This is a genomic window from Massilia pinisoli (assembly GCF_024753285.1).
GTDB classification, from domain to species: Bacteria; Pseudomonadota; Gammaproteobacteria; order Burkholderiales; family Burkholderiaceae_D; genus Telluria; species Telluria pinisoli.
This window is the reverse complement of the sequence record NZ_JANUGW010000027.1, coordinates 67,452-88,293: the sequence shown is the minus strand read 5'-3', so window position 1 is coordinate 88,293 and position 20,842 is coordinate 67,452. Positions and strand designations below refer to the sequence as shown.

Annotated in this window: 19 protein-coding genes; 12 read left to right on the top strand and 7 right to left on the bottom strand. The window is 63.9% G+C overall.

Features of this window, described 5'->3' with window-relative positions; genetic code table 11:
- Window positions 1-180 precede the first annotated feature (180 nt).
- From NX784_RS25860 to NX784_RS25845, 4 genes are read left to right on the top strand one after another with little or no spacing between them, the layout of a single operon-like run.
- Window positions 181-2,823 (top strand): type VI secretion system Vgr family protein, encoded by a 2,643-nt coding sequence (locus NX784_RS25860; protein WP_258819554.1) that lies wholly within the window; start codon window positions 181-183, stop codon window positions 2,821-2,823.
- Window positions 2,824-2,841: 18 nt separating this feature from the next.
- A complete protein-coding gene (locus tag NX784_RS25855; RefSeq protein ID WP_258819553.1) occupies window positions 2,842-4,593 on the top strand; it encodes a lipase family alpha/beta hydrolase in 1,752 nt (583 codons plus the stop codon).
- 13 nt (window positions 4,594-4,606) lie between these two features.
- A complete protein-coding gene (locus NX784_RS25850; protein ID WP_258819552.1) occupies window positions 4,607-6,040 on the top strand; it encodes a T6SS immunity protein Tli4 family protein in 1,434 nt (477 codons plus the stop codon).
- 3 nt (window positions 6,041-6,043) lie between these two features.
- Window positions 6,044-6,310 carry a PAAR domain-containing protein gene (locus NX784_RS25845; RefSeq protein WP_258819551.1) on the top strand — a complete coding sequence of 89 codons (267 nt, stop codon included), beginning with the start codon at window positions 6,044-6,046 and terminating at the stop codon, window positions 6,308-6,310.
- Window positions 6,311-6,369: 59 nt separating this feature from the next.
- On the opposite strand, the gene NX784_RS25840 is transcribed toward NX784_RS25845, so the two are convergent.
- Both NX784_RS25840 and NX784_RS25835 read right to left on the bottom strand, forming a co-directional pair.
- Window positions 6,370-8,856, bottom strand: coding sequence for a TonB-dependent receptor plug domain-containing protein (locus NX784_RS25840; protein WP_258819550.1), 2,487 nt, complete (start codon window positions 8,854-8,856; stop codon window positions 6,370-6,372).
- Window positions 8,857-9,053: 197 nt separating this feature from the next.
- Window positions 9,054-9,983 (bottom strand): DUF808 domain-containing protein, encoded by a 930-nt coding sequence (locus NX784_RS25835; protein ID WP_258819549.1) that lies wholly within the window; start codon window positions 9,981-9,983, stop codon window positions 9,054-9,056.
- Window positions 9,984-10,183: 200 nt separating this feature from the next.
- Between NX784_RS25835 and NX784_RS25830 the strand changes: the two genes are divergently transcribed.
- The 8 genes from NX784_RS25830 to NX784_RS25795 all read left to right on the top strand — a co-directional run bounded on the left by NX784_RS25830 (window position 10,184) and on the right by NX784_RS25795 (window position 17,967).
- A complete protein-coding gene (locus tag NX784_RS25830) occupies window positions 10,184-10,393 on the top strand; it encodes a BrnA antitoxin family protein (protein ID WP_258819548.1) in 210 nt (69 codons plus the stop codon).
- 108 nt (window positions 10,394-10,501) lie between these two features.
- Complete coding sequence (locus NX784_RS25825; protein WP_036239618.1) at window positions 10,502-10,786, top strand: HU family DNA-binding protein; 285 nt, start codon at window positions 10,502-10,504, stop codon at window positions 10,784-10,786.
- 89 nt (window positions 10,787-10,875) lie between these two features.
- Window positions 10,876-11,511: a LysE family transporter gene (locus NX784_RS25820; RefSeq protein WP_258819547.1), complete on the top strand. Its 636-nt coding sequence runs from the start codon at window positions 10,876-10,878 to the stop codon at window positions 11,509-11,511.
- 138 nt (window positions 11,512-11,649) lie between these two features.
- The gene (locus NX784_RS25815; protein ID WP_258819546.1) at window positions 11,650-13,647 is read left to right on the top strand and encodes a DUF6600 domain-containing protein; all 1,998 of its coding nucleotides are present in this window, start codon (window positions 11,650-11,652) and stop codon (window positions 13,645-13,647) included.
- A 37-nt stretch (window positions 13,648-13,684) separates the two neighbouring features.
- On the top strand, window positions 13,685-13,951 hold the full coding sequence (locus NX784_RS25810) for a DUF493 family protein (protein ID WP_258819545.1): 267 nt from the start codon (window positions 13,685-13,687) through the stop codon (window positions 13,949-13,951).
- Between the two features lie 68 nt (window positions 13,952-14,019).
- Window positions 14,020-14,715 carry a lipoyl(octanoyl) transferase LipB gene (gene lipB / locus NX784_RS25805; RefSeq protein WP_258819544.1) on the top strand — a complete coding sequence of 232 codons (696 nt, stop codon included), beginning with the start codon at window positions 14,020-14,022 and terminating at the stop codon, window positions 14,713-14,715.
- 8 nt (window positions 14,716-14,723) lie between these two features.
- Window positions 14,724-15,728, top strand: a complete 1,005-nt coding sequence (gene lipA, locus NX784_RS25800; protein WP_258819543.1) for a lipoyl synthase — start codon at window positions 14,724-14,726, stop codon at window positions 15,726-15,728.
- A gap of 250 nt (window positions 15,729-15,978) precedes the next feature.
- Window positions 15,979-17,967: a helicase-related protein gene (locus NX784_RS25795; RefSeq protein ID WP_258819542.1), complete on the top strand. Its 1,989-nt coding sequence runs from the start codon at window positions 15,979-15,981 to the stop codon at window positions 17,965-17,967.
- Window positions 17,968-17,972: 5 nt separating this feature from the next.
- Here NX784_RS25795 and NX784_RS25790 read toward each other — a convergent pair whose 3' ends face one another.
- From NX784_RS25790 to NX784_RS25770, 5 genes are all read right to left on the bottom strand, one after another.
- On the bottom strand, window positions 17,973-18,185 hold the full coding sequence (locus NX784_RS25790) for a hypothetical protein (protein ID WP_258819541.1): 213 nt from the start codon (window positions 18,183-18,185) through the stop codon (window positions 17,973-17,975).
- 44 nt (window positions 18,186-18,229) lie between these two features.
- A complete protein-coding gene (locus NX784_RS25785; RefSeq protein ID WP_258819540.1) occupies window positions 18,230-18,862 on the bottom strand; it encodes a hypothetical protein in 633 nt (210 codons plus the stop codon).
- Window positions 18,863-19,007: 145 nt separating this feature from the next.
- Entirely contained in the window at window positions 19,008-19,523 is a 516-nt protein-coding gene (locus NX784_RS25780) for a peroxiredoxin family protein (RefSeq protein WP_258819539.1), read from the bottom strand.
- Window positions 19,524-19,609: 86 nt separating this feature from the next.
- Complete coding sequence (locus NX784_RS25775; RefSeq protein ID WP_258819538.1) at window positions 19,610-20,248, bottom strand: BON domain-containing protein; 639 nt, start codon at window positions 20,246-20,248, stop codon at window positions 19,610-19,612.
- Complete coding sequence (locus NX784_RS25770; protein ID WP_166861854.1) at window positions 20,238-20,834, bottom strand: phosphoheptose isomerase; 597 nt, start codon at window positions 20,832-20,834, stop codon at window positions 20,238-20,240. The genes NX784_RS25775 and NX784_RS25770 overlap by 11 nt, the downstream gene beginning before the upstream one ends.
- Window positions 20,835-20,842: the final 8 nt, after the last annotated feature.

Sequence of the window (20,842 nt, the reverse complement as noted above, 5' to 3'; positions counted from 1 at the left end):
ATTGATCGATGCGTGTCCGATTTGCTGGTGTCGGTGACTTCCAGGCCGTCGTAATGAGTTCTCTTAGGGGAGGCTGGATTGGACCTCAGGTTTTTGGCAGAGACTTTGGATGGCTGGTCCGGAACCGGGCGACCCATCCGTTTGCGGCTCTCGCACGGTAAGCGTTTGCTCGATAACGTTTTGATGATCAAACGCGTTACGGGATCCGAAACAATGTGTGGCGGCTTGGATTACAGGCTTCTCTGCGTGTCGACAAGCGCCGATTTTCAGTTGAAGGAACTCATTGCGTTACCGGCTGAGATCCAGTTCGTGACAGACCGCGGCGATTTGCATGCCGTCTGCGGCATCGTGACGCAAGCGGCCGCCGGCCAGAGCGATGGTGGTCTCGCTACGTATGAACTTGTCATGCGTGATGCGCTCGCAATGATGGAACACCGGGTCAATACCCGAGTGTTCCGCAACATGAATGAACTCGACGTTTCCGAAGTCATTCTGAATGAGTGGCGCCAGACCAATCCAGTGCTTGCCAGCGCCTTCGGCGTGGACTGGTCGTACGTCTCCGGGGACTACCCGAAACGGGAATTCACGATGCAGCACAACGAGTCCGATGCCGACTTTCTACGCCGGCTATGGAAGCGGCGCGGCATCGCGTGGTTCATTCGCGCCGGACACGCTAGTCAGCCGCAAGACACAGGTGTCGCTTCCCATTCCCTGGTGCTGGTTGACGACGCATATGTGCTGCCGCAAAACGTCGCTGGTACCGTGCGCTACCACCGTGACAACGCGACGGAACAGCGAGACACGATTACTGCCTGGAGTCCGGTCCGCAGGCTCAAGCCGGGTAAGGTGAATCGTCACAGTTGGGATGGCATGCAGGGCCGTCCAATGACCGCCAACGCATCGTCATGTATCGATCAGGGCGCAACAGGCAATCAATTCGCAGCCAGCCTCGACGACTATCTTATCGATGTGCCGCACGCGGGCGACAACGGTGACGATTACCTGAAACTCGGCGACTTGCGCATGAAACGCCATGAATATGAATCCAAGTGCTTCTATGGTGAAGGCAGTGTGCGCACATTGTGCGTCGGTCAGTGGGTTGCCCTGAGCGGCCATTATGAGATCGACAGACATCCTGCGAAAGACCGGGAATTCATTATCACAGGTCTGGAGGTCGACGCGGAGAACAATCTGCCGCAGACGATCGACGACCGGGTACGGCGCCTGTTCACGCTTAACCGCTGGGGCGCAGACACGTCCGATACCCTGTTGCGCCAAGCCAGTGATGACGGCGGCACCCGTTATTCCAATCGCTTTTCTTGTGTGCGGCGCGATATCCCGATCGTTCCTGCTTTCGATCCGCGGACCGATCTGCCTCGACCGCAGTTGCAGAGTGCGATCGTAGTCGGGCCGCCGGGCGAAGAAATATATTGCGACGCGCACGGGCGGGTCAAGATCCGCTTCCCAGGCACCCGTGAAGAAGACCATGTCCATGCCGGTGGCGCTGGCGCCAGCGATACCGACCGGGATTCCGCCTGGGTACGTGTCGCCAGCACGTGGGCCGGCAATCGATGGGGGACGATTACGTTGCCTCGTGTGGGCGACGAAGTCATCGTCGGTTTTCTCGGCGGCGATCCGGACAAACCAATCATCGTGGCGCAGGTCTACGGTGCGGCGACCCCTTCATTCAGTCAGATCGGAACCCTGCCTGGGAATAAGCACTTGGCCGGCATCAAAAGCAAGGAAGCGCGAGGAACCCGATATAACCAGCTCCGGCTGGATGATACGCCGGGGCAGATCAATGCCCAGTTATCGTCCCAGCACGGCCATACCGAATTGAATCTGGGCTGGCTCACGCACCCCCGCAGCGCAGGAAGAGGCGAGGGGCGAGGAGAGGGGGCTGAGCTGCGCAGCGACCATGCCGTCGCGGTACGCGGCGCTCGAGGCGTGCTTATCAGCGCTGCGGCTCGTCAACACGCGAGCGGCAAGCAACTGGACCGTGCTGAATTGATCGGTCTGGTCGACGCACTGCAAGGCGTGCTGCAACATCTGTCCGAATTATCGGCAACGCATCATGCCGACAGCACCGACGACAAGCAGCTGAAGCAGCTGATTGCTTACCTTAACCAATGGGAGGCCGGCAGCAATACCGAAAACGGCAGCGCAGACGTCGATGCCCAACCCATCGTGGCGTTGTCGGCGCCCGCGGGCTTGGCAATGACGAGCCAGGACAACGTGGCGATAGGCGCACAAACGCATATCGATGTGCTGAGCCTCGGCAATACCCAGCTTTCGGTCGGCAGAAAATTATTGGCACGCGTATCGGAGAACATCAGCCTGTTCGCCCATCGGCTCGGCATCAAACTCATCGCTGCAAGCGGCAAAGTCGAATTGCAGACCCACGGTGACGACATCGAACTCACTTCCTCGAAGCGCATCGTGCTGACTGCTGCCGAGGAAATCGTGCTGCAGGCGCCCAAGGTCCGGGTCGTATCGCAAGGCGCTCAAGTGGATATTGGCGGCGGCGCCATCACCCAGCAAAGCAGTGGTGAGCACACGATCAAATCATCGAAATTCGCGCATGTTCGCCCAGGCGACGGCAGCCCCGTAGGTGTCGTACCGCCCGCCAGCGAGGCGGCACACGACCAGCAAACCGTTCTGCGTTGGATAGGCACCGACGAACCGATGAAGAACCAGCGTTATCGCATTACGACGGAAGACGGGCGCACGATCGAAGGACGGACGGATGCGGCCGGCATGACCGAGCGTTTTACCAGTGCCATCCCCTTCGGACGCTACACCGTCGAGGCGCTCGACGACTGATACAGGTGGATCGATACGATGAAGAATGCAGAACACCCGTTGCCCGCACATCCACACAAGAACGCAGCGCGCAAGGCCGAAGGCTTTGCGACGCCGAAGCAGGACAAGAAGCCCCAGTGCGCCAGGTTTCTTCCCAAAAAAGTTTTACCGATTATTTTTCTGCCGGGGATCATGGGATCGAATCTGCGCATGAGCGAACAGCGGCAAAAGGAACTGCACAGGAAAGACAACATCGCGTGGCGGCCGGACGTTCTGGGGCCGTCGAATATCACTGGTGCCGCCACTGAAAAGCCGCGAGAGCGCCAACTGCGGCTGGATCCTCTGCAAACAACGGTCGATATCTACGATCCCTCCGGACCTTCCGATGTTAGCGGCGATGGACGGCATAGCAATGTCAGCCTGGATAAATCCTTTGATTCGCCCTTACTTACCGACGATCCGCCTACGGCAAAGAACCGGCGTACCGCCGTGCAAAAGGCGCGGGCACGCGGCTGGGGCGAAGTCTTTTTCAAGAGCTATGGGGAGTTACTGCAGCATCTTGAATCACGCCTCAACAATACTTTTTCGGGCGGCAAGCTGCGCCATGAATGGCGTGATGTCGTCGGCGTCGATCCAAATACTTGGCTTGCCGATCCGAGTTTGCCGCAGCAGGCACTAACCGAGGATGAGCTCAAGAAAGTCGTCACCGGTTGCTGGTTTGCCGTGTATGCATTTGGCTATAACTGGCTGCAGTCCAATGGCGACAGCGCCAAGTTGATCGCCGGTCGCATCAACCGTGTTATCGATGAGTTCAAGCAGTCTGGCTATGAATGCAACCAAGTGATCGTCGTGACGCATTCCATGGGGGGCCTCGTCGGTCGGGCATTGATTCATCCTGAATACGGTAATTTGCGGGACAAGGTGCTGGGCATCGTCCATGGCGTGATGCCAGCAATCGGCGCCCCGGCCGCTTATAAGCGCATGCGCGCGGGCTTCGAGGATCCGGGCGTAATCTCGGCCCCGGAAGAAAGTCTTGCCGCCAAGGTGGCCGGCAATCATGGCGACGAGGTCACGGCGGTATTGGCGAATGCGCGAGGCGGCTTAGAATTGTTGCCGAGCGAGTCCTATGGTAATGGCTGGTTGCGCGTGAAGCATAATGGCCACGATCTGGATGCATGGCCCAAGCAGGGCAACCCGTACAGTGAAATATACAAGATAAAGGGTAAGTGGTATTCGCTATTTAGGGAGGACTGGATCAATCCGTCCGGTCTGGAGGCACGCCACGGAGGAGGTACATTTAAGCGGACCTGCAATTATCTCGATAAGACGCAAATTTTCCATCAGAAGATCGTAAATACGTTTCATCCCAATAGTTACGCCCACTATGGCGCAGACTCGGCGCGGCGGAGCTTTGGCGAAGTCATATGGGAAATCGACAAGAACTGCGCCAATCTCGCTGGCTGGCAGGATTGGCCTATTTTGGGCGACTCTAGGCAAGGTAGGGTCGAACTTGTACGTTACGATCCTGATGGCGTCAACAACATCGGAGCGCTGCCCTTCGACGATGAGACGCCGACATCGATATTCGCAACCATTCTCCCACCTTCGGCGCCGGGTGACCAAACCGTGCCCGCCAAGTCGGCCGACCATCAGTTGAGAAGTGGCGTCTTCAAGGGGATTTTTCGTCAGACCGGTTACGAACATCAATCCAGTTATAAGGATCCGCGTGCCATCGCGTCAACCTTGTACAGCATCGTGCGCATTGCTCAGAGCGCAGCGTGGACATGTTAAGGAGAACCCCCATATGAATACGTTCGAGCGCATCCGTCCGTTTTTTCTTTGTGCAGCCATGTTGGCGCTGACCGCCTGTGACCCGAATCCAAGAGAGTGGAGGACGCCGAATATGACCAAACTTACGCCGCGCCTGCAAGCGATGTTCGAGAAAACCAAAACTGTTTGCTTCGGGCGATTCCTGGTCGACGTGCCGGCGTCGGCGACGGTAGCGTGGGGCGACGTCAGTGTTCCTCTTGGCGTTGACGTTTATCCTGATGGAGTGGATGAGGTTAAAGAACTCGAACAAAAATTCATAGATAAATTAAAAAGTGAAAAGAATATCAATAAGAATTATGTGCCGTTGCTCCTGGCTATTGACGAAATGAGTCAACCGGAGGGAAAAATAGTGACCGGATATGAGGACTTTGAGTCTCTCGATGATCTCAAGATCAATGGGTATTTTAGAACGAACAGGGATGGCGTCGTCATCGATTCGCGTCCTATGCGCGATGAAAAAGACGAAACTATCGCGGAGATAAAAAGCATCGCTCGCCGCCTGCGCCGCCTGCCCGAAAAAGAAATTCCCACCGAGCCCGGCAACTGCATCGAATACGCCTTCCTGCCGGATGACCCGGCCGCCGACAAGGCGCACCTGGGCGAACTGATCCGCATCGGCTTCCGTCTGAAGGAATTTCCTGACACGCATCTCTCGATTTTCGTCGGACCGTCGAACCCGCATAATGACGAAAGTAACTCGCTGAAATGGCAACTCGAGCAGCTCGAGAAAAGGCTGAAAGCCGAAGACCCCAATCACCCGCGATTGAAGACCAGATACCTGCGCAGGGGAGACCGCCAGATCCATGATTGGGTCGGTGGCTTCGAAGCCTTGTCGCACACGCCAGACCAGCCGGAAGCGCACCCGATCCACGATTTCGGCATGGACTTCAGGGGTGTACCTTCGGACCCGTACAAACCGTATGCGGACATACGGATGCAGACCGGGGTTTTCGACAATGTCGCCGGCGCGACCAAGGCCACCCTGACCGATGACGAAGCCGTCGCGGTCTGGGACCGGATCACGAGTACGATCCGCGTACGCCCGACGAGCACCGCGCCAGCAAAGTCCGCGGATGCAGGGCCGCGCCGACCTCTGGGAGAGCTTGCCGCAACCGGGCGCACCTGCCCGCAAACCGGCTGGTGGGCATCCGACGACGCACCGGACAAGAACGGCGGCGGGAGCCAGCACGTCAAGGCCGGTGACATCATGCCCCATGCAATCACGTTGGGCAAACCGTCCTTATGGCAAAAGCTCAAGGGTGAAATCCCTTCCTACCGTACGGCGACCGTATGGAAACTGGTCGGCTACGACGACACACCTGCACATGTCGACGTGGCGACACGAACGCCTGCAACCGACGCCACGGGCGCGCACAGCGAAGACACCGCGCCGCCCCACAATGGCTGAGCCATGCGCAACGTGATTCGTCTTGGTGACGGCACGAGCCACGGTGGCAAGGTCGAAAGCGTCAGCGCGACGCATGTTACGGTCGACGGCATCGCAGTCGCCCGCGTCGGCGATCCATGCAGTTGTCCCATCAAGGGGCATGACAACTGCAAGATTGCCGAGGGCGATCCGCATCACCTCATCGATGGCATCGCCGTCGCCTACGACGGGCACAAGACCACGTGCGGTGCCGCGTTGATCGCCACGACCAGCAGCTTTGAAGGCCAATAGCGCGGCCTTCAAAAAAAAGAAGCCCCTGCTCAGGGGCTTCTGCGGATACGACGCGTTAATTAAAAGCTGTAGTTCGCCCGCGCATACACGAAGCGGCCATTGTTGCCGAACGGCGTGTAGTTCGAGAACGGCGTATTGCTCGTCGTGTTCAGCGCCGGCGGCAGCGTTTCCGAGTACTGGTCGAACAGGTTGTCCGCGCCGATGGCCAGGGTCATCTGGCGGGTCAGCGCATAGCGGGCTTCCAGGTCGACGATCGTCTTCGCGCTCAGCTCGAAGTCGGGGACCGGCGGCGTGTTCGGCGACAGGACCTTGCCGTAGCGGGTCGCGCGGGCCGTCACGCCCCATTGATCCAGCTTCCAGTTGGCGCTCGCCGTGATCTTGCTCTTCGGCTGGCCTTGTTCCATCGTCAGTACGTTCACGTGGTCGAACAGCACGGGCGCCGGGTTCAGCGCGGCCAGTTGGGCGGTGGTCGGCACCTTCGTCACTTCCGTGCGGTTGAAGTTGCCGGCCAGGGTGAAGTCGAAGTGGCCCATGGCGCCCGCGTTCCACGGCGCGCTCGCCACGATGTCGACGCCCTTCGTGTTCGTGTCGACGCCGTTGATGAAGAAGCGGCCGCCGCCGATGCCCGTGAAGCCTTGCGACACGATGTAGTTGCGCACCGCGGACGACGTCAGGTTCTCCGACAGCACGATGCGGTCACGCACGTTGATGCGGTAGGCATCGATCGTCAGGCTGACCGGAGCCAGGCGCATCACGGCGCCGAACGAGTAGTTGGTCGACTTCTCGGCCTTCAGCGGCTTGGCGCCCAGCGCGACGGCGACCGGGTCGGTCGGCGTGAACGTCGTGATCTCGTACGGCACGCCGTTGATGAAGTTGGTCGACGTCGACGTGAAGCTCTGCTGCTGCAGCGACGGCGCACGGAAGCCGTTCTGCACGGCGCCGCGCAGCGCGAAGTTCTTCGTGAAGTCGTAGCGGCCGGACAGCTTGCCCGACAGGTTGTTGCCGAAGTCGTTGTAGTGCTCTTCGCGGAGGGCTGCGGAGGCGAGCAGCTTGTCGGTGACGTTCGCCTCGACGTCGACGAACACGCCGATGGCGGTGCGCGACTTGTTCGACGCGTTGGCCGGACGGAAGCCCGGGAACACCTGCGCGCCAGATGCCGCCGGGACGCCGCTCGGCAGGATCACGCCGCCGTTGCGCCACGAATCCGGTTCGCCCGCGTGCAGCGCGTAGCCTTCGCGGCGCGCCTCGGTGCCGACCGCCACGTTCAGCGGCGAAGCGAGGCCGCCCACGTCGTACTTGCGCACGCCGGTCAGGTTGTACACGAGCTGGTTGTACGAATAGCCGCCCGCATCGAACGTCGTCTTGCTGGTCGGGCCGATCGACGCGTTCAGCGTGTTCTTGATGTCGTAGTTCATGCCGTTCTGGCCGTACACGAGCGACGTGTCCATGTCCCACTCGCCGATGCTCCACGAGACGCCGGCGGCGGCGCTGAAGTCTTCCACGGTCGGGGCGATGATCGGCAGGAAGCCGTCCGGGTAGATGCTCTGCACGTTGCGCGAGTCCTGCGGCGGGCGGAAGTAGCCGGCCGAGCGCGCGTCGCGCAGCTGGTAGCTGCTCCAGCCGTACACCTTGACGTCGGGCGTGATGTTGTCGCCGGCGTTGACGAACACGGTCTTCTGCTGCATCTCCGGGTCGCCGTACCAGGCGTCGAAGCGGTTGATCGTCAGTTCGCGCGGGTCGTACGCGCCGTTCACCTTCGGGTACAGCTGGCGCATGTCGTAGCCGCTGCGCTCCGTGTGTTCCTGGTTCTTGTACTCGGCCGCGATGGTGATGAAGCCCGATTCGCCCAGCGGCAGGCCTTTCCAGGCGCTGACGGTGGTCGTCTGGCCGTCCGTGCGCTTGCGCGTGTTCGGACCGGTCCACGTGGCGCCGGCCGGCGGCGCGGCATTCAGCAGGTCGTATTCGGTGACGTGGGCGCCATACGTGATCGTGCCTTCGCCGCCCGAGCGGTCGGTGCGCAGGCGGACGTTGACGACGCCCGAGATCGCGTCCGAGCCGTATTGCGCGGCCGCGCCGTCGCGCAGCACTTCGATGTTTTTGACGATCGCCGACGGGATCGTGTTCAGGTCGACGGCGGCCGAGCCGCGGCCGATCGAGCCGTTCAGGTTCACGAGCGACGACGCGTGGCGGCGCTTCGAGTTCACGAGCACGAGGCTCTGGTCCGGCGCCATGCCGCGCAGGGTGGCCGGGCGGATCGTGTCGGTGCCGTCCGTCAGCGCCGGACGCGGGAAGTTCAGCGACGGCAATGCCACCGACAGGGCCTGGTTCAGTTCGGTCGAACCCGTGGTCTTCAGGGTGTCGGCCGAGATGATGTCGACCGGGGACGCGGTGTCGAGCGCGGTGCGGTTGGCCACGCGGGTGCCGGTCACGACGACGGTCGCGGTGCCTGCGGCGTCCTGAGCGAGGGCCAGGGCGGGGCCGCCGGCGAACACGGCGGCGATGGAGAGGGCAAGTACGGTTTTTTCCGGCACAAATCGATGTTGCATGTCTTGATCCTTAGTCTCGGTACACGTGGTCCTGATCCCGGTCGAGGGGCGACTCGGGCAGCGTTGTTGCAAAGCAAGCTCGTCCTGATAGTGGGGTGTGCCCGTTACTGATGTCAATTCGTTCAACCCGCAATAGATGTGCGGACGCAACAGTTGCGCATGCGCGGGGCATGCATGCACCACAAAGCACCGCTCGACTACTTGCCGCGCACCTTCTGCGCGAGGGCCACGACGAGCAGCACGGCGGCGCCGACGACGACACCGGCGACGGCATCGACGACGCTCGGCGCGACGGCCGCCAGCAGCCGTCCCGCGACGGGGACGTCGGCCACCAGCGCGGCCGCTTGCGTCGCCAGGTGGTGCAGGGGGGCGAACGCGTGCCCGATGATGCCGCCGCCGACCATGAACATGGCTACCGTGCCGATCACGGACAGCGCCTTCATCAGGCGCGGCGCGGCCGCCAGCAGCATGCCGCCGAGCGCGCGCGCGGCCGCGCCCGTGCGGCGGCTCAGGTACAGCCCGAGGTCGTCGATCTTGACGATGCCCGCCACGATGCCGTACACACCGATCGTCATCGCGATGGCCACGGAGACGAGGGCCGCCACCTGCGCGCCGAACGACGCGCCCTGCGCGTTGACGACGCCCAGCGCGATCACGATGATTTCCGCCGACAGGATGAAGTCGGTGCGGATGGCGCCCTTGATCTTGTCCTGCTCGACCGTGAGCATGTCGGCATTCGTCGCCAGCGCCGTCGCCAGCTCTTCTTCATGCGCCGCATCCTCGGCGGCGCTGTGCAGCAGCTTGTGCGCGACTTTTTCGAAGCCTTCGAAGCACAGGTAGGCGCCGCCCAGCATCAGCATCGGGGTGATCGCTTGCGGCAGGAAGGCGGAGATGGCAAGCGCGGCCGGCACGAGGATCGCCTTGTTGCGCAGCGAGCCCAGCGCCACCGCCCACACGACGGGCAGTTCGCGGTCGGCGTTCACGCCCGTCACCTGCTGGGCGTTGAGGGCCAGGTCGTCGCCCAGCACGCCGGCTGTCTTCTTGGCGGCCACCTTGCTCATCAGGGCGACGTCGTCGAGCACGCTGGCGATGTCGTCGATGAGCGCCAATAAACTTCCTGCAGCCATGGTCTATTCCTCGATATCAAGATGGCCACATCTTAACCGAGCCCGGCGGCGCGACCGGCACACGGTTCAGGCGCGTTTTCTGCGTTTCAAACCCGAAAATCTGCATCTCGTCGCTTTCCCGTACAGACGATCCCGTTCGATACGTATAGTGACAACATTGGCTGCGGTGCAGCAGCCTTGCCGACCTGAAGGAGATGCCCATGAATCCTAACCTCGACCTGCCGACCGTTCCGCGCCGCCGTGCCCGTCCGCCGAAGCGCAAGACCCGCATCACCATCTACCTCGACGACGAGGTGCTGGACGAATTCCGCTCGCGCGCGGAGCGCACCGGCACCGGTTATCAGACGCTGATCAACGCCGCATTGCGCCTGCGTCTGGCCAGCGGCGACGCCAATCCGGCCGCGGCTTGAGTGAAAAAATCGCATAAACCCCGCCAGTACAGGGTGTATGACGTGTAAGAAGATTACACGGAGCAATTAATTATGCTAATCTTCCGGCTCTTTCAACCCGGAGGATTTATGAAAAAAGGCGAACTGATCGCTGAATTTGCGAAGCGTACCGAGATGTCGGGCGCCGCTGCGAACGACGCAGTGAACACCATCATCGACATCATCACCGAGCGTCTGAAAAAAGGCGACACGGTGGGTATCACCGGCTTCGGCACGTTCTCGGTCACCAAGCGCGCTGCCCGCAAGGGTCGCAACCCGGCAACCGGCGAAGTCATCAAGATCGCCGCATCGAAGACCCCGCGCTTCGCTGCCGGTGCGACCTTGAAGGCCGCCGTCAACCCGAAGAAGAAGTAAGCAGTACCCGCGGCTGGCCGCGGCAGTCCGGCAATCGCCGGCGCCGTGCGCCATGCCTGCGTTCCTTTCCCGCCTCTCCCATTTCCCCCATGAGCTTCGCCACCTGGATCGCCTTCGTCATCGCGGGCACGCTGATCGCCATATCGCCCGGTTCCGGCGCCATCCTGTCGATGTCGCACGGGCTCGCCTACGGCGTCAGGAAGGCCAGCGCCACGGTGCTGGGGCTGCAGCTGGGCCTCGTGCTCGTGCTGGTGATCGCCGGCGCCGGCGTGGGCTCGCTGCTGCTCGCGTCCGAGACCGCATTCACCGTGGTCAAGGTTGTCGGCGCGCTGTACCTGATCTGGCTCGGCATCAGCCAGTGGCGCTCGAAGGCACAGACGTCGGCCATCTCGACGGCAGGACTGGCCCCGCACCCGACGTTCGGCCGCCGCGTGCTGACCGGCTTTCTTACGAATGCGACGAATCCGAAAGGCATCATCTTCATGGTGGCCGTGCTGCCGCAATTCATCGCGCAGGACGCGCCCGTGCTGCCGCAGCTGGCCATCCTCGGCGTGACGATGGTCTCCATCGACACCACCGTGATGCACGGCTACGCGCTGCTGGCATCGTCGATGCAGCGCTGGTTCCGCGATGCGCGCGCCGTGAAAATGCAGAACCGCTTCTTCGGCGCCGTGCTCATGGTCATCGGCACCTTGCTATTCTTCGTCAAGCGCGGCCACGCCTGAGCCGGCGCGCGGCCGCATTTGGCAACCATTTGTAATTCCTGTCGTCGTCGCGCACGTTCGTGCGTTGTAATGCAGGAGACGCAATCCGTCCGCGTCCACCGATAAAAAACGTACATTTACTCCCGCCCTGGAGACATCATGTCGAACCGCGCCGCGAAAACCGCCGTCCTCCTCGCTTTTTCCACCTTGACGGCGCTCGCCGTGGCGGCCGATCCGCCCGCGCGCGTGGGCCGCGTCGCGCTGGCCCAGGGCCAGGTCGCCATCGGCAGCGACGTCGGCGCCGAGATGACGGCGGCCCAGGTCAACTGGCCCGTCACGTCCGGCAACACCATCAGCACGGCGGCCGGCAGCCGCACGGAGCTGCGCGTCGGTTCCACGTCGATCCGGCTCGACGGCGACTCCTCGCTGGAAGTGCTGCAGATGGACGACGACGCCCTGCGCCTGCGCCTCCACTACGGCAGCGCCAGCGTGCGCGTGCTGAACCCGGACGTCCTGGCCGGCTTCGAGCTGGAAACGCCGCAGGCTAGAGTGCGCCTGACGCAGCCGGGCCGCGTGCGCGTGGACGCCGAGCGCGTGCGCGATACGAGTGCCGTCACCGTGTTCGACGGCGTGGCGCTCGTCGAGGACGGCAATTCACAGCTCACGTTGCGCGCCGGCCGCCGCGCGGAGCTGGGCGACGACGACGTGCGCACGCTCGCGGCCGTGCGTGACCAGTTCGACGACTGGTCCGCCACGCGCGACCGCTATGCCGACAACGCCGCGTCCGTCCGCTACGTGACGAGCGAGATGACGGGCTACGAAGACCTCGACCGCTACGGCAACTGGCGCGAGGACGCGGAATACGGCGCCGTGTGGTACCCGGCCGTGTCGTCCACGTGGGTGCCGTACCGCGACGGCAGCTGGACGTGGCTCGAGCCGTGGGGCTGGACGTGGGTCGACAACGCGCCGTGGGGCTATGCGCCGTTCCACTACGGCCGCTGGGTCACCGTGCACAACCGCTGGGCCTGGGTACCGGGCCGCCGCCACGAGCACCTCGTGTGGGCGCCGGCGCTGGTCGGCTGGGTCGGCGGCGACGGCTGGAACGTCGTCTTCCGCGACCGCGGCAGCCGGCCCGCCACCGGCTGGTATCCCCTGTCGCCGCACGACCGCTTCGTGCCGACCTGGCACGCGCCGGACAACCACCGGCGCTGGCTGAACGAATACGCGCGCGACAATCCGCAGCACTCGCACGGCTACCGTCCGCAAGGCTTGACGGTGGTCCCGCAGGACCGCTTCGGCCAACCGGGCCGCGTTCCGGTGTCGCACTCGGCGATCGTGACGGCGCCGCCCGTGCTGGCGCAGAACGTCGCGGCCGGTGCGCCGCCGGCGCGGCCGGGCTGGATCAACCGTGATCGGGACGGCAGCCGCGGCCCGGTCGGCATCGCCCGTCAGGACGGTCACGATCGCCGCTTGGAGACCGACCGCGCGGACCGCGCCGACCGCGGGCGCGACGGCTTCCTGCGCCAGCGCCAGCAGGCCCAGGTGCTGACGGCGCCGCCCGTCATGCAAACGGCGCAAGGCCTGCCCGTCACGAGCCCGACGCCGCATCTGCCGCAACAGCCGCTGAGCACGGTGACGAGCCCGACGCCGCACCAATCGCCGCAGCCGCTGACGACGGCCAGCCCCGTGATCCAGCAACAGCAGGCGCAGCCGCCCGCGGGCGTGCCCGGCGGCTGGCGGCGCGACCGCATGGATCGCGACGAGCGCCGCGACGAGCGTCGCGAGCAGATGGACGAATGGCGCCGCAACCGCCAGTTGGCGCAACCCACGCAGCCGATCCAGGCCGCGCAGCCGGCCCAGCCGCAGACTATGATGACGGCGCCGGCCGCGCCGCCGCAGCAGGCGATGCAGCAACCGATACCGCAGCAGCGCTTCGAACGCCCGCGCTTCGAGCGGCCGGAGCCCCGGATCGAACGGACGGAGGCGCGCATCGAGCGCCCGGCGCCGCCGCCCGTGCAGATGGCCGCGCCGCCCGCGGCGGTGGCGCCGCGCCCGGTGCCCGCCGCGGCGCCCGCCCCCGCACCGGCAGCCAAGGCGCCGGAAGAGCGCCGCCAGCGTGCGGACGAACGGGGGCGCCGGCAGCAGCAGGATCGTTAAGGCCCGGCTACAATGCTGTTTTAGAAAAGGAGTGGCCATGGACCCGAAAGATTCCCTCATCGACTACCCGAGCGATTTCCCGATCAAGGTCATGGGCCCGACGCACGACGATTTCGCCGCCACCATCGTCGAAGTCGTCACGATCCACGATCCGACTTTCCATGAAGGCAAGATGGAAGTGCGGCCGTCCGCGAAGGGCGCCTACACGGGGCTGACGGTGATCGTGCGCGCCACCAGCCGCGAGATGCTCGACAACCTGTACCGCGAGCTGTCGTCGCATCCGATGGTCAAGATCGTTCTGTAAATTGGGGTTACAGCGCCGGCCATCAGGCTGGCTTATAATGACGGGGTATCCCTTCACAGACCCTATCCATGCAAGCGAACCAGCCGGCTATCCGTGAGCTTGGCCGCGCCGACTACGAACCCGTTTTTGCCGCGATGCGCGCCTTCACGGATGCGCGCACGCCCGACACGCCCGACGAGTTGTGGATCGTCGAGCATCCGCCCGTGTTCACGCTCGGCCTCGGTGCCGACCGCGGCCACCTGCTGAGCGTCGGTGCGCACGCCGTGCCCGTCGTCCAGACGGACCGCGGCGGCGAAGTCACGTACCACGGCCCCGGCCAGGTCGTGATCTACCTGCTGATGGACCTGCGCCGCAACAAGCCCGGCGGCAAGCTGTACGCCCGGCAGTTCGTCCACAAGATCGAGCAGGCCGTGATCGATGTGCTGGCGGCGTATAATCTGGCGGGTGAACGCGTCGAAGGCGCGCCCGGCATCTACATCGCCGACGGTCCGCGCAAGGGCGCGAAGATCGCCGCGCTGGGCTTGAAGGTGCGCGGCAACGGCTGCACGTATCACGGCGTTTCGCTGAACGTGGCGATGGATCTGTCGCCGTTCACGTGGATCAATCCGTGCGGCTATTCCGGCCTCGCCACGGTGGACATGAAAACGATGGGCGTCGATGCGCCGCTGGCCGATGTGCAGCAAGCCCTCGCCGCCGCGCTGATCGACCATCTGTCCACGGCACCCTCTTCAACCGCAGCGGTCGCGCAGGCCGCAACCAACTGACTACGCACATGACTTCACCAATCGACACCGGCACCGCAGCAGCAGAATCCGCAGCAAATGCGTACAACGCGAGCGAAAAGCAGAAAGGCGCGAGCAAGACGTCGCGCATCCCCATCAAGATCGTGCCGCTGGAGCAGCACGAGCGCCTGAAGAAGCCGGACTGGATTCGTGTGAAGGCCGCGAGCCCGTCGTCGCGCTTCTACGAGATCAAGGACATCCTGCGCGCCAACAACCTGGTCACCGTGTGCGAGGAAGCCAGCTGCCCGAACATCGGCGAATGCTTCGGCAAGGGCACCGCGACCTTCATGATCATGGGCGACAAGTGCACGCGCCGCTGCCCGTTCTGCGACGTCGGCCACGGCCGCCCGGACCCGCTCGACGTGAACGAGCCGGGTAACCTCGCGAAGACCATCGCCGACCTGCGCCTGTCGTACGTCGTGATCACGTCCGTCGACCGCGACGACCTGCGCGACGGCGGCGCCGGCCACTTCGTCGAATGCATCCAGAAGACCCGTGCACTGTCGCCGAACACGAAGATCGAAGTGCTCGTGCCGGACTTCCGCGGCCGCCTGGACAAGGCGCTGGCCATCTTCGCGGACGGCCTGCCGGACGTGATGAACCACAACCTGGAAACCGTGCCGCGCCTGTACAAGGAAGCGCGCCCGGGCGCCGACTACCAGCACTCGCTGGTGCTGCTGCGCGACTTCAAGGCCAAGTACCCGAACGCCGTGACGAAGTCCGGCCTGATGGTGGGCCTGGGCGAGACGGACGAGGAAATCCTGGAAGTCATGCGCGACATGCGCGCACACGACATCGACATGCTGACCATCGGCCAGTACCTGGCGCCGTCGAACTCGCACCTGCCGGTGCGCCGTTACGTGCATCCGGACACGTTTAAAATGTTCGAAGAGAAGGCGTACGAGATGGGCTTCGTGCACGCGGCCGTCGGCGCGATGGTGCGCTCGTCGTATCACGCCGACCAGCAGGCGCACGAAGCGGGCGTCGCCGCATAAGCATTCCTCCGATTCAGTGCGCGACCGATCGCCGGTTGCGTATCACCGCGTGGACGGCGGAGCCGTCCACCCTACGTACCTACCGGTCACGTATGCCGCGTGGGCGGAGACAATGCCCCCGGCATTATTCCCAACGTAGGGTGGACGGGTTCCCCGTCCACGCGTCCAACCGGCGCTCGCCGACCGATCCTTTTTTCTGCGCGTGACGCGCCGAACGGTGTTCCCGCGCGGCCCGCGTTATATTGGACACATGAGCGAACACCACCCTCGTTTTTCTCCTTCCGACGACGACACCCAGGACGACGACGCCTTCTTCGAGCGCGAGCTTGGCCTGCACGCGCGCGGGGTGGAACTGGTCCGCATGGAAGGCCGCGTCTTCCTGCGCTTTTCCGGTGCCGTGCGCGTGGACGGCCTGCACGTCGAGTACCGCCTCGTGCCGTCGCGCGGCGTGCTCGCGAAGCCCAGCAAGTGGCGCAAGATGGACCTGCAGGCACGCCGCGAACTCGTCGAGGAACGGGCCACGCGCGATGCCGTCGACGACCTGAACCAGGACGTCGAGGAATTCGTCCGGGAAATCGCCGACCAGGCCGACGAGTTCGGCTTCGACCCCATGCTGTTCCTGCACGTGCTGGAAGAGCTGGAGACGTCCGAGCCAGCCGAGTTCGTGTTCGACCGCATCCGCCAGCGCCTGCTGCACGCCGGCGAGCGCGAGCAGGAAGAACGGCACGCCGCACGCACGAAGGAAAGCATCAACCTGGCCGAGTACCCGGCATCGTTCGAGGTCGCGAGCAAGATGGCGCGCCGCTTCATCGCCTTGCTGGGCCCGACCAATTCCGGCAAGACGCACCGCGCGATGGAACACCTGGCGCAAGCCGACAGCGGCGTCTACCTCGCACCGCTGCGCCTGCTGGCGCTGGAAAACTACGAGCGCCTGCAGAACGCGGTCGGCAAGGACGGCGAACCGATCAAGGTCAGCCTGATCACGGGCGAGGAACGCCGCCTGGCCGAAGGCGCCACGCACGTCGCGAGCACCGTCGAGATGCTGGATACGAAGACGCCCGTGCAAGTCGCCGTCATCGACGAAATCCAGATGCTCGCCGACCGCGACCGCGGCGCCGCGTGGACGGCCGCGGTGTGCGGCGCGCCGGCGTCGACCGTGTACCTCGTCGGCGCACCGGAAGCGCGGCGCGCGATCGAGGCGCTGGCCGAGCGGCTGGAGTGTCCGCTCGAAGTCCACGTGCTGAAACGCAAGGCGCCGCTGTCGATGGAGCCCAGTGCCGTGCGCAAGCTGAGGAACCTGAAGCGCGGCGACGCCGTCATCGCGTTCTCGCGCCGCGAAGTGCTGATGTGGCGCGACATGATCACGGAGATGGGGTTATCGGTGGCCACCGTCTACGGCAATTTATCGCCAGAAGTGCGGCGCGCGCAGGCCGAGCGCTTCCGCGAAGGCCAGGCCGACATCGTCGTCGGTACGGACGCCCTCGCGATGGGCCTCAACATGCCGATCCAGCGCATCGTGATGACGACCGCGGTCAAGTACAACGGCGTCGAGGAGGAAGAGATTTCCGCCGCGCTCGCGAAGCAGATCGCGGGCCGCGCCGGCCGCTACGGCGTGCACGAGGAAGGCTTCGTTGCCGGCTACGACGACGACACGCACGACATCATGCGCTCGTTGATGAAGGAAAAGATCCCACCGGTGCCGGCCAGCGGTTTTGCCGTGGCACCGTCGTTGGAGCAATTGCACCGCATCTCGTCCGTGACCGGAGAGACGTCGCTGGTGAAATTGCTGAAACGCTTCGTGCACAACATCGACGTGCCGGACGGCTTTTTCTACCCGCGCATCACGGAAGAGCAGAACGAGCGCGCGGAATGGCTCGACACGCTCGACTTGAGCATCGCGGAAAAGTTCACGCTGTCGCTCGTCCCCATCTCGACCAGGGTGCCCACGTTGGAAAGCGCGTGGTCGCACTGGGCGCAATCGCTGGCGAAGCGGAAAGTCTGCAAGCTCCAGCCCCATCCGCAGGAATTGTTCTGGCAAAACTTGCAGGAAGTCGAGGACACGTGCCGCATGTATTCGGCGTATGCGTGGCTCGGCTACCGCATGCCGGAATTCTTCCCCAGCATCGAGGAGGCGCAGACGCTCGCGCGCGAAGCGTCCGAGCGTGTGGACGCGCTGCTGCAGCAACAGAACGCGGCGGCACGCAAGCGCGAGTCGAAGAAGCAGCGGTCGCGCTGGTGAGCGCGTCACGCCGGCTTGTCGGTCCTCACTTGCGCGACCGCGTCCATCCACTCGTCCCACAACGCCGGATCGCGGGGCTGGCCGTCGGCGCCCAGGCGGTAGCCGGACAGCAAGTCGGCCAGGTCGCTGCATTCCGTCAGATCGACTTCGCGCTCGAGGAAGGCCAGCATGGCGCGGTAGGCCTGCTCGACGGTCAGGGTGTCGGTGTGTGCGTTCATGGTCGCCTCCGTGTCGATGACGCCAGCTTACGCCGATGCGGCGCTCATGGCAGGCAGTGCGCGCCGACGCCAGCACCGTCCGGGCCCGCGACGGCGACGTCGGCCGGCGGATAGCCATTGCCCAGCGCCAGCGTCCGGGCGCCTTCGTAGCGCAGGCTCAGCTGCTCGCCCGCATAGTCGGGCAGCGCGCGCGGGATGTAGATGGCGAAACGGTAATCGAGGTTCCCGTAATAGCCGTGGCGGAAGACCTGAGTCGACGGGCCGCGCTGGAGCTCGGCCGCGATGGCGTCGGCCAGGGCCGGCGTGTCGAAGCGGCTGTTGACGTCGGTCGTGCCGTCGAGCACCACCGTGTACGGGTGGAGCGGGCCGTAGCGGCGTTCGCCGTACGCCACGCGCAGGCGATCTGCGTCGAAATAGAAACCGGGCAGGTTGGCGCCGGTGACGTCCAGGCCGCACAGCACGAACACGGCCCAGAACCCATGCGAATCAAGCGGCAGCACGGCGCGCACGGGCGCGCGGCGCGGCAGCGCGACGGGCGTGCTGAAATCGATCCGGTGGACGTTGGCAACATGCTGGTAATGCAACACGACCGTGTTGCGCAGACCGGTATCGACGCTGGTACAGCCTGCCGCCGTCAGCAGGCCCGGTACGAGGGCAACCGTGATCAGCTTGCGCATCGCTTCCTCCTTTGCCGGCGTCAGTGTGAACAGCGTTGGCGGGCGCGTCAAGATTGGTCCGAACCGTAGCGGAGGTTTTGCGAGAGGTCAGCGGTGTGCGCGGGACGTCGGGTTACGGGTAGGGTGGACAGCGAAGCTGTCCACCCTACGATTTCAGAGACTTCTGGAGCAGCGCATGCAACGCCGCAAAATCCGGCTCGCCCAGATAGCGCTTGAGAATCTTGCCATCCTTGCCGATGACAAAGGTGGTGGGGGTCATGTTGACGTCGCCAAATTGCTTGGCCAAGTCGCCGCCGGAATCGAGCGCCACCTTGAACGGCAGCTTGCGCGTCTCTGTGTAGTTCAAGACATAGTTCGGCGGATCGTAGCTCATCGCCACCGCCACGAATTCCAGGCCATCTTGCTTGAACTTATTGTACGTCTCGACCATCTGCGGCATTTCCTTCACGCAGGTGGCGCAAGACGTTGCCCAGAAATTGATCATCACGACCTTGCCCCGCAAGTCGTGCGAGCTGATCTTCTGGCCGTCGATGGAAATGAAGGTGACGTCCGGCGCCTGCTGTTGCTGGCTGAACGCAGCGAAGCCGATGCCGGCGATCGCGAGCACGGCCGCGCCAATGACGGCCGGCTTGACCCAGGTACGTGAAGAGGAAGCGGTCATGATTCAACTCATCCTGCGATGCCCATCGGGCGGTCTCACGATTATAGAACTGCCGCCGCCTTCGTGCCGGCGGCGGCTTGCACGGCTCACGAACCCTGCGATTGCGGCTGCTGCATCGAGCGCGCGTCTTCTTCGCTGATGTATTCGAACATCTTGACCACACGCATGACGCCGGAGACGCCCTGCGCCACGTCGGCCGCGATATTGCCTTCGCGCTGGGTCACGAGGCCCATCAGGTAGACGGTGCCGCGCTCGGTGACGACCTTGAACGACGTGGCCGAGATCGTCTTCTTGTCGGCCAGGCTCAGCTTCACCTTGCCGGTGATCACCGTATCGCTGGAGCGCGACGTGTAGCTCGACGGGCCGGCGATTTCCAGCTCGTTCATGACGCCTTCGACGTTCGAGATGCCGCGCACCTCTTTCTCGACGGCGCGCTTCATCGCCTCGTCCTTCACTTCGCCCGTCAGCAGCACCTTGCGGTTGTAGCTGTTGACGTTGACGTGGCCGGCGTCGCCGACGATCTCGCCCATGCGGGTCTCGGCTTTCAGCGCGATCGCCTTGTCTTCCGTCTGCGCGCCCAAGGTGCGGCGGTCGGCCGTCGCGACGGCACCGCCGACGGCCGCGCCGGCCATCACGGCGACGCAGCCCTGCAGCGAGGACAACAGGGCCACGCACAGCACGGCCTTGGACAGGGGACGCAGCAGGGCGCCGGCGTTAATTTGCATCTTCTTCTCCGAACAGGGCGACGTCGAGGCCGTCGCAAATACTGTGGATCGCAACCAGATGGACTTCCTGGATGCGGGCGGTGCGCGAATGCGGTACGTTGATGTGGACGTCGGCGTCGGTCAGCATCTGTCCGAGCTTGCCGCCGTCCTTGCCGGTCATGGCGACGACGCGCATCTCGCGTTCCAGCGCGGCTTCGACGGCGGCCACCACGTTGGCCGAGTTGCCGGACGTGGAAATCGCCAGCAGGATGTCGCCGGCCTGGCCGAACGCCTGCACCTGCTTGCTGAAGATCTCGTTGAAGCTGTAGTCGTTGCCGACGGCCGTGATGATCGAGGTGTCCGTCGTCAGGGCGATCCCCGGCAGCGGGAAGCGCTCGCGCTCGAAGCGGCCGACCAGTTCGGCCGCGAAGTGCTGCGCATCGCCGGCCGAGCCGCCGTTGCCGCAGGCGAGGACCTTGTTGCCATTGGAAAGCGCATTGAACATCAGTTCAATCGCTTGGGAAATCGGTTGTGCGAGGAGAGTCGCCGACTTCAGCTTGAGTTCGGCGCTTTCCTGGAAGTGGGCGAGGATGCGTTGAGTATTCATAGTCAAAG

Coding starts and splice junctions, on each gene's coding strand:
- NX784_RS25815 (WP_258819546.1), top strand. CDS start 11,650: ATGTCGAACCGCGCCGCGAAAACCGCCGTCCTCCTCGCTTTTTCCACC.
- NX784_RS25850 (WP_258819552.1), top strand. CDS start 4,607: ATGAATACGTTCGAGCGCATCCGTCCGTTTTTTCTTTGTGCAGCCATG.
- NX784_RS25855 (WP_258819553.1), top strand. CDS start 2,842: ATGAAGAATGCAGAACACCCGTTGCCCGCACATCCACACAAGAACGCA.
- NX784_RS25835 (WP_258819549.1), bottom strand. CDS start 9,983: ATGGCTGCAGGAAGTTTATTGGCGCTCATCGACGACATCGCCAGCGTG.
- lipA (WP_258819543.1), top strand. CDS start 14,724: ATGACTTCACCAATCGACACCGGCACCGCAGCAGCAGAATCCGCAGCA.
- NX784_RS25785 (WP_258819540.1), bottom strand. CDS start 18,862: ATGCGCAAGCTGATCACGGTTGCCCTCGTACCGGGCCTGCTGACGGCG.
- NX784_RS25795 (WP_258819542.1), top strand. CDS start 15,979: ATGAGCGAACACCACCCTCGTTTTTCTCCTTCCGACGACGACACCCAG.
- NX784_RS25830 (WP_258819548.1), top strand. CDS start 10,184: ATGAATCCTAACCTCGACCTGCCGACCGTTCCGCGCCGCCGTGCCCGT.
- NX784_RS25820 (WP_258819547.1), top strand. CDS start 10,876: ATGAGCTTCGCCACCTGGATCGCCTTCGTCATCGCGGGCACGCTGATC.
- NX784_RS25780 (WP_258819539.1), bottom strand. CDS start 19,523: ATGACCGCTTCCTCTTCACGTACCTGGGTCAAGCCGGCCGTCATTGGC.
- NX784_RS25790 (WP_258819541.1), bottom strand. CDS start 18,185: ATGAACGCACACACCGACACCCTGACCGTCGAGCAGGCCTACCGCGCC.
- NX784_RS25825 (WP_036239618.1), top strand. CDS start 10,502: ATGAAAAAAGGCGAACTGATCGCTGAATTTGCGAAGCGTACCGAGATG.
- NX784_RS25840 (WP_258819550.1), bottom strand. CDS start 8,856: ATGCAACATCGATTTGTGCCGGAAAAAACCGTACTTGCCCTCTCCATC.
- lipB (WP_258819544.1), top strand. CDS start 14,020: ATGCAAGCGAACCAGCCGGCTATCCGTGAGCTTGGCCGCGCCGACTAC.
- NX784_RS25810 (WP_258819545.1), top strand. CDS start 13,685: ATGGACCCGAAAGATTCCCTCATCGACTACCCGAGCGATTTCCCGATC.
- NX784_RS25775 (WP_258819538.1), bottom strand. CDS start 20,248: ATGCAAATTAACGCCGGCGCCCTGCTGCGTCCCCTGTCCAAGGCCGTG.
- NX784_RS25845 (WP_258819551.1), top strand. CDS start 6,044: ATGCGCAACGTGATTCGTCTTGGTGACGGCACGAGCCACGGTGGCAAG.
- NX784_RS25770 (WP_166861854.1), bottom strand. CDS start 20,834: ATGAATACTCAACGCATCCTCGCCCACTTCCAGGAAAGCGCCGAACTC.